General features: G+C 57.2%; 6 protein-coding genes and 3 tRNA genes. 7 read left to right on the plus strand and 2 right to left on the minus strand.

Features of this window, described 5'->3' with window-relative positions; all coding sequences use genetic code 11:
* Window positions 1–45 precede the first annotated feature (45 nt).
* Window positions 46–342: a hypothetical protein gene (locus tag EV680_RS08320; protein WP_132954290.1), complete on the plus strand. Its 297-nt coding sequence runs from the start codon at window positions 46–48 to the stop codon at window positions 340–342.
* A gap of 232 nt (window positions 343–574) precedes the next feature.
* Here the strand turns inward: EV680_RS08320 and EV680_RS08325 are convergent, their stop codons facing one another.
* Window positions 575–1,138: a hypothetical protein gene (locus tag EV680_RS08325; RefSeq protein ID WP_132954291.1), complete on the minus strand. Its 564-nt coding sequence runs from the start codon at window positions 1,136–1,138 to the stop codon at window positions 575–577.
* Between the two features lie 156 nt (window positions 1,139–1,294).
* Window positions 1,295–2,152, minus strand: coding sequence for a bifunctional methylenetetrahydrofolate dehydrogenase/methenyltetrahydrofolate cyclohydrolase FolD (folD, locus tag EV680_RS08330; protein WP_132954292.1), 858 nt, complete (start codon window positions 2,150–2,152; stop codon window positions 1,295–1,297).
* Between the two features lie 254 nt (window positions 2,153–2,406).
* Here folD and EV680_RS08335 point away from each other — a divergent pair.
* The 6 genes from EV680_RS08335 (at window position 2,407) to EV680_RS08360 (ending at window position 5,989) form a co-directional block, all read left to right on the plus strand.
* Window positions 2,407–2,484: transfer RNA gene (locus tag EV680_RS08335), tRNA-Pro, on the plus strand.
* A gap of 40 nt (window positions 2,485–2,524) precedes the next feature.
* A tRNA-Arg gene (locus EV680_RS08340) sits at window positions 2,525–2,601 on the plus strand.
* An 18-nt stretch (window positions 2,602–2,619) separates the two neighbouring features.
* Window positions 2,620–2,695: transfer RNA gene (locus EV680_RS08345), tRNA-His, on the plus strand.
* Window positions 2,696–2,886: 191 nt separating this feature from the next.
* On the plus strand, window positions 2,887–3,390 hold the full coding sequence (locus EV680_RS08350; RefSeq protein ID WP_165870929.1) for an adenylyltransferase/cytidyltransferase family protein: 504 nt from the start codon (window positions 2,887–2,889) through the stop codon (window positions 3,388–3,390).
* A complete protein-coding gene (locus EV680_RS08355; protein ID WP_132954293.1) occupies window positions 3,387–5,135 on the plus strand; it encodes a bifunctional biotin--[acetyl-CoA-carboxylase] ligase/type III pantothenate kinase in 1,749 nt (582 codons plus the stop codon). The genes EV680_RS08350 and EV680_RS08355 overlap by 4 nt, the downstream gene beginning before the upstream one ends.
* Window positions 5,132–5,989: a hypothetical protein gene (locus tag EV680_RS08360; protein WP_132954294.1), complete on the plus strand. Its 858-nt coding sequence runs from the start codon at window positions 5,132–5,134 to the stop codon at window positions 5,987–5,989. Before EV680_RS08355 ends, EV680_RS08360 begins: the two co-directional genes overlap by 4 nt.
* The last annotated feature ends 316 nt before the right edge of the window (window positions 5,990–6,305 follow it).

Here is a 6,305-nt window from a genome sequence, read left to right on the forward strand (position 1 = left end):
ACGTCTTACCCGTATTGCCAACCTTCGACACAGAAAGGAAACACGATGGATCAAGCCCGAGAATTACGCGATTTGATGGTGATCGACAAAGCCCGCCACCGCAACTACAAAATCAGCATCAAAAGCTGGCTGATTATGGTGATTACATGGTCGCTGTGGCTCTATGCGCTCTATCACCTCGGCGATAAATACGTTTTGCTGCTGAGCCGCCCGCTGGTGGCGGGTTGGTCGTTTTTGGATGTGCTGCAAAGCGTGAGCATTATTTTGCTGGTGCAGCTCAATTTTTTGTTTGTGTGGTCGATTATCGTGCAAAAGCGCGTGCGCACACTGCATAAAGGCTGAGTAAACAAACAGGCCGTCTGAAAGCTTTTTTGTGCTTTCAGACGGCCTTATTTTATTGTAATACCAATTCAAAAAAATAATCTTACAAAATAAAAGCAGTTCGATAGCACCAACCGCGTAGGTCGGATTCTCGAATCCGACGTTTGGCCATCGGCCAAAGCGATGTGCGTGTCTTGTTCTACGAACAAGTGTCGGATTCAAGAATCCGACCTACGGCCTTTCGTTCAAACCATCAAGGTTGCGGCGCATTCATCATGCCGTTTACCTGCTCGCTGATGCTTTGCAGATCGAGCCAGCCCATCGCGCCGAACAGCATCATCAAAAGCGAGCCGGCCAGCATCAGCACCACCAGATAAGCTGCATAGCCCAGCAACACTTTCCACATCGACTGCCCGCTCATTTTCATAAAGCCGATGGCCTGCACCCAAAAAGTCCACATCTGCCAAAAAAGCCCGAGCAGCGCCAGCACCGGTGCATAAAGCATGGCCAGCGCCGGAATAATCAAGGCTTCGCTCACCAGCACAAAGCCCCACAATGGCAGGCGCGGTGCACCGTAATATTGCAGCACTCCGCGCATCACGCGGCCGAGTATCAGCCATTTGATAAAGGTGAGCGCCACCGCAAAAGCCACCGCACCGGCGCTCTTGCCAAACAGCGGCGACATGCTGGCCGCGTTCACCAGGCCAATCAGCAGCAGCACCGCCAAAATCACCGGCGTGGTGTAGCGGTAGTCGTCGGGGGCTTTATAACGCAGGCGCAACACATCGAGCATGTCGCGTAAAAATTGATACAGCATCAGTCGGATACCAAAAATAATTGTGAAAAAAGCGGCGGTGCCGGCGAAAACGCGTATTGTAGCGGAAATCATTGAGGCCGTCTGAAACACTTTTGAAAAGTGTTTCAGACGGCCTCAATGCATGAAACGTTCAGATTGTTGTTTTTAAGCCGGGCATCAAGCCTGATCGTGCAATTGCGCCGCCTGCAAAGTGTTTTCCAGCAGCGTGGCAATCGTCATCGGCCCCACGCCGCCGGGCACGGGCGTGATCATGGCGGCGCGCTCTTTGGCGATATCGAATTCCACATCGCCGCACAGTTTGCCGTTGTCGAGCCGGTTGATGCCCACATCAATCACTACCGCGCCGGGCTTGATCCATTCGCCTTTCACAAAATTCGGAATGCCCACGCCGGCCACCACGATATCGGCGGCGGCCACTTCGGCGGCCAGGTTTTGCGTTTTGCTGTGGCAAATGGTTACCGTGGCGCGCGCCAGCAGCAATTCGAGCATTTGCGGGCGGCCGACAATATTCGATGCGCCCACCACCACCGCTTTTTTGCCCTCCACATTCACGCCGTAGGCTTCCAAGAGCGTCATCACGCCTTTGGGTGTGCAGGGGCGCATCAGCGGCATTTTTACCACCAAACGGCCGACGTTGTAAGGGTGGAAGCCGTCCACATCTTTATGCGGCAAAATGCGCTCGAGCACGGCTTGGCTGTCGATTTGTTGGGGCAGTGGCAGCTGCACCAAAATGCCGTCCACTTCCGGGTCGGCATTTAATTGATCCACCAGCGCGAGCAGCTCGGCTTCCGAGGTGTCGGCGCCCAATTCATAGGAGAGCGATTTGAAGCCCACTTTTTCGCAGGCCAGCTTTTTGTTGCGCACATAAACGGCGCTGGCCGGGTCTTCACCCACCAGCACCACCGCCAAACAAGGCGTGCGCAGGCCGGCGGCTTGGCGCGCAGCCACTTTTTCGGCCACCTGGGCCAAACGTTGCTGGGAAACTTCTTTACCGTTGATTAATTGGGCGCTCATATGAGAATGTTCTTCCTTGGCAGTCGGGTGGAAAAAGTGGATGGCGAAGCCGCGGTATTGTCGCATTTTTCGGCGGCTTTTTCATCTGTTTTGCACACAATCTGCGCCAAAAAACAAGGCCGTCTGAAAGCATAAAAGCCGGTGTGTGATAATAATGTCGATATAAAACAATAAAATAATCGGATTGATATGGTTTGCTGATAAAAGAGGGCTTGACCTTTTTGCGCCGCCTCGGTATAGTTCGCTTCTCTCGTCGGGGCGTAGCGCAGCCTGGTTAGCGCACCTGTTTTGGGAACAGGGGGTCGTGAGTTCGAATCCCACCGCCCCGACCAGGTTTAACACTCCGGCAGATTCAGTCCGACACAAGGTAGAGCGCCCGTAGCTCAACCGGATAGAGCACCCGCCTTCTAAGCGGGCGGTTACAGGTTCGATTCCTGTCGGGCGTGCCAAATAAAGTTTATTTTGCGGTGGCTATAGCTCAGTTGGTAGAGCCCCGGATTGTGATTCCGGTTGTCGTGGGTTCGAGCCCCATTAGCCACCCCAATATTGAAAAGCCCGCTTCAATCGAAGCGGGCTTTTTTTCCCGTTTGCCTTTCATGGGTATTTATAAAGCATAAAAAGCAACATAAAATGATAAGCTTGCCCGAGGCCGTCTGAATTCAGACGGCCTCAATTGTATAAACACCCGCCCTTCGGTATCATGCCGCCATGCCCTTTATTTGAAAGCTTTTATCATGCAATCTTGGCCGCTGCCCGATTTCGAACACAAAATCTGCCCGCCCGAAAACCTGCCCGAGCGCTTGGCCGCTTTGCCGCGCCCGCTGGTGTTTACCAATGGCTGCTTCGATATTCTGCACCGCGGCCATGTTACCTATCTGGCGCAGGCGCGCGCCACCGGCGCGGCCATGATTTTGGCGCTCAACACCGATGCTTCCGTGCGCCGCCAAGGCAAAGGGGATGATCGGCCGATTAATCCGCTCGCCAACCGCGCCGCCGTGGCCGCTGCGCTGGCGAGTGTGGACATCGTTACCTGGTTTGACAGCGACACGCCCGCCGTGCTGATTGAAGCGGTGCAGCCCGATATTTTGGTGAAAGGCGGCGATTGGGCGCCGCAAAATATCGTGGGCGCTGCCGAAACGCTGGCACGCGGCGGCCAGGTGTATTCCATTCCGTTTTTGCACCAAACGTCCACCACGCAAACGCTGGCGAAAATCCGCGCGGCAGAAGGCAAAAAATGAGCGCCTTGCAGCCGCGCCATTGGCAGCTTTTGGCCGCGCTGGCCGACGGCGCGCCGCAGCATGTGTTTGCCCTGAGCAAGATGCTCGGCCTGAAGCCGCAGCAAATCAACGGCTTGTGGCAGCAGATGCCGCCGCACATCCGCGGCCTTTTGCGCCAACACGACGGCCAATGGCGGCTGGTGCGGCCTTTGGCGGTGTTTGATGAAGTGCGGGTGCAACAAATCGCCGCCGCGCACGGCTTTCAGACGGCCTTGTTGAATGAATGCCCCTCCAGCAACGATTGCGTGCTGGAAAAGGCCAAACAATCGCCGCAAGCCGCCCACCGTGCGCTGGTGGTGGCGCACCAGCAAAGCCGCGGCCGCGGGCGGCAGGGCAAAAGCTGGCAAAACCGCTTGGGCGAATGCCTGATGTTTAGCTTGGGCTGGGCTTTTGAGCGGGCGCAGCACGAATTGGGCGCGCTGGCATTGGTGGCGGCGCTTGCCTGCCGGCAGGCTTTGCACAAGCTGGGCGTGCAGGCGCAAATCAAGTGGCCGAATGATTTGGTGATGGGCGCGGATAAATTGGGCGGCATTTTGATTGAAACCGTGCGCAGCGGCGGCCGCAGCGTGGCGGTGATCGGCATCGGCATCAATTTTGTGCTGCCCAAAGAAGTGGCGCAGGCCGCTTCGGTGCAGGCGGCGCTGTCGGCTGAGCGCAAAGCCGGCGTGAGCGCCGAAGCCTTGCTCGATGCCTTGCTGGCCGAGTTGGCGGCCTTGCTGCCCGTGTTTGACACGCAAGGTTTTGCGCCCATGTTGGCAGACTATCAGGCGGCCAACCGCGATCAGGGCCGGCCGGTGCGCTTGTTGCAGCACGGGCAAACCGTGCACGAAGGCGTGGTGGCCGGCGTCACCGAAGTGGGTGCTTTGAGGTTGCTCACCGAAGAAGGCGAGCGCATCGTGGTGAGTGGCGAAATCAGCCTACGCCTGCCCGAAGCAGCCGCGCCAGCACCGAATGCGCCCGAGGGTTATTTGCTCTTAGATGGCGGCAACAGCCAGCTCAAATGGGCATGGGTGCACGGCGGCCAAATCGGTGAAATCGGCCGTGCGCCTTATCGCGATTTGGGCAAATTGGGTGAAGAATGGCGTGCGCGTTCAGACGGCATCAGCCGAATCATCGGCAGCGCCGTGTGCGGCGAAGCCAAAAAAGCCTTGGTGGCGGCGCAATTGCCGCAGCCGATTGAGTGGTTGGCCTCCATGCCGCAAGGCTTGGGCATACGCAACCACTACCGCAACCCGGCCGAGCATGGTGCCGACCGCTGGTTTAATGCCTTGGGCGCGCGCCGTTTCAGCAGCCATGCCTGCGTGGTGGTGAGCTGCGGCACGGCGGTGACCATTGATGCGCTCACTGAAGACAATCACTATCTGGGCGGCACCATTATGCCCGGCTTTCACTTGATGAAAGAGGCGATGGCGCAGAAAACCGCCAACCTCAACCGCCCGATCGGGCGCGTGTATCCTTTTCCCACCACCACCGCTAATGCGCTGGCCAGCGGCATGATGGATGCGGTGTGCGGCTCGATTTTGCTGATGCATGCGCGTTTGCAGGAAAAGGCGGGTGCAGGGCGGCAGGTGGATGTGGTGCTCACCGGCGGCGGCGCGGCGAAAGTGGCGCAGGCCTTGCCATCAGCATTTACTTTGGACAATACCGTGAAAATTGTTGATAATCTCGTGATTTACGGTTTACTCAACTGGGTAGAAAAACGATGAAATGGCTCTTTGCCTTTTTAGTGGCGCTGAATATTATTGTGTTTGCGGGCATGGTGGCCGGACGTGTGGCCGAGCGCCAAAAGGAAGCGCTTGCGCCCGCCGTGCCGATGGCATCTGGCACGCAGGAATTGGGGCTGCCCTCATCGGTGCAGCGCCCGAGCGTTGCCGCCGGTGCGGCTTCAGCGCCCGGCTGGGTGCATGGTGCGGATGAAATGCCGGCCTCTGCCGTGGCGGTTGTCGATGAAGCAGCCGAGCGCGCCCGCGAGCAGGAAAACAAAGAAAAAGAGCGCAAAGCGCGCGAAGAAAAAGCCCGTCGCGAGCAGCTGGCGCAGGAAAAAGCGCAGCAAGATGCACCTTCGCCGCCGGCGCAATGCCGCCCCACAGCCAGCATCACGCTGGATGAAGACGATTATCACCGCATCAAAGGCCTGCTTGCCCAATGGCCGCATGCGGCCACCCGCACCGTGGAGCAGCGCCGCAGCGCGCCCGCCAAGCCTGCCGCGGCAAGCAAAAGCTACCGCGTGCTATTGCCGAGCGGCGGCGATGCCATGGCACAGCTGGGTGAGTTGTCGGATAAAGGCTTTGGCGGCACTTTGCATCAGGGCGAAATCAGCGTGGGCGTGGTGGGCAGCAAATCGGCCGCGCAAGTGCTGGTGTCGCGCTTGGCCACAGCCGGCTTCAGCGGCGCGTATGTGGCCGAGCAGCAAGAGAGCGCCAAAGCCGCACCTGCCGACAACAGCTTGGGCGTGTCGCGGATGCAGGTGTTGTTTATGTCGGTGGACGACAAAGCCGCCAAAGGCATTCAAGCCGTGGTGGGCGGCTATGGCAAGCTGAACCGCACCGAGTGCAAATAATCGGTGCGCAAACCATGCAACCCCGGCTGCCGATTGTGTTTTAGCGCCGGATGCAGCAAGCGCGTGACGGTTATAAGCGTATGAATGGCGCAATGGAAATGCCGTTATAAAATCAAACAGGCCGTCTGAAACTTTAAAGTTTCAGACGGCCTGTTTGATTTGTAAAAAAGCCCAGCCCCCAAATAATGCCGGTTAAAGTCAATCAGCCATTGCCACATTGCGGCATAAGGGACAAAAAAGGTGCTAAAAATTGCTGAAAGTCTTACGCTATAAGGATTTCAAGGATTCAAAGGTTTTGAATACAAAAAATGCCCTT

The sequence above is a fragment of the Uruburuella suis genome (assembly GCF_004341385.1).
Taxonomy (GTDB): Bacteria; Pseudomonadota; Gammaproteobacteria; order Burkholderiales; family Neisseriaceae; genus Neisseria; species Neisseria suis.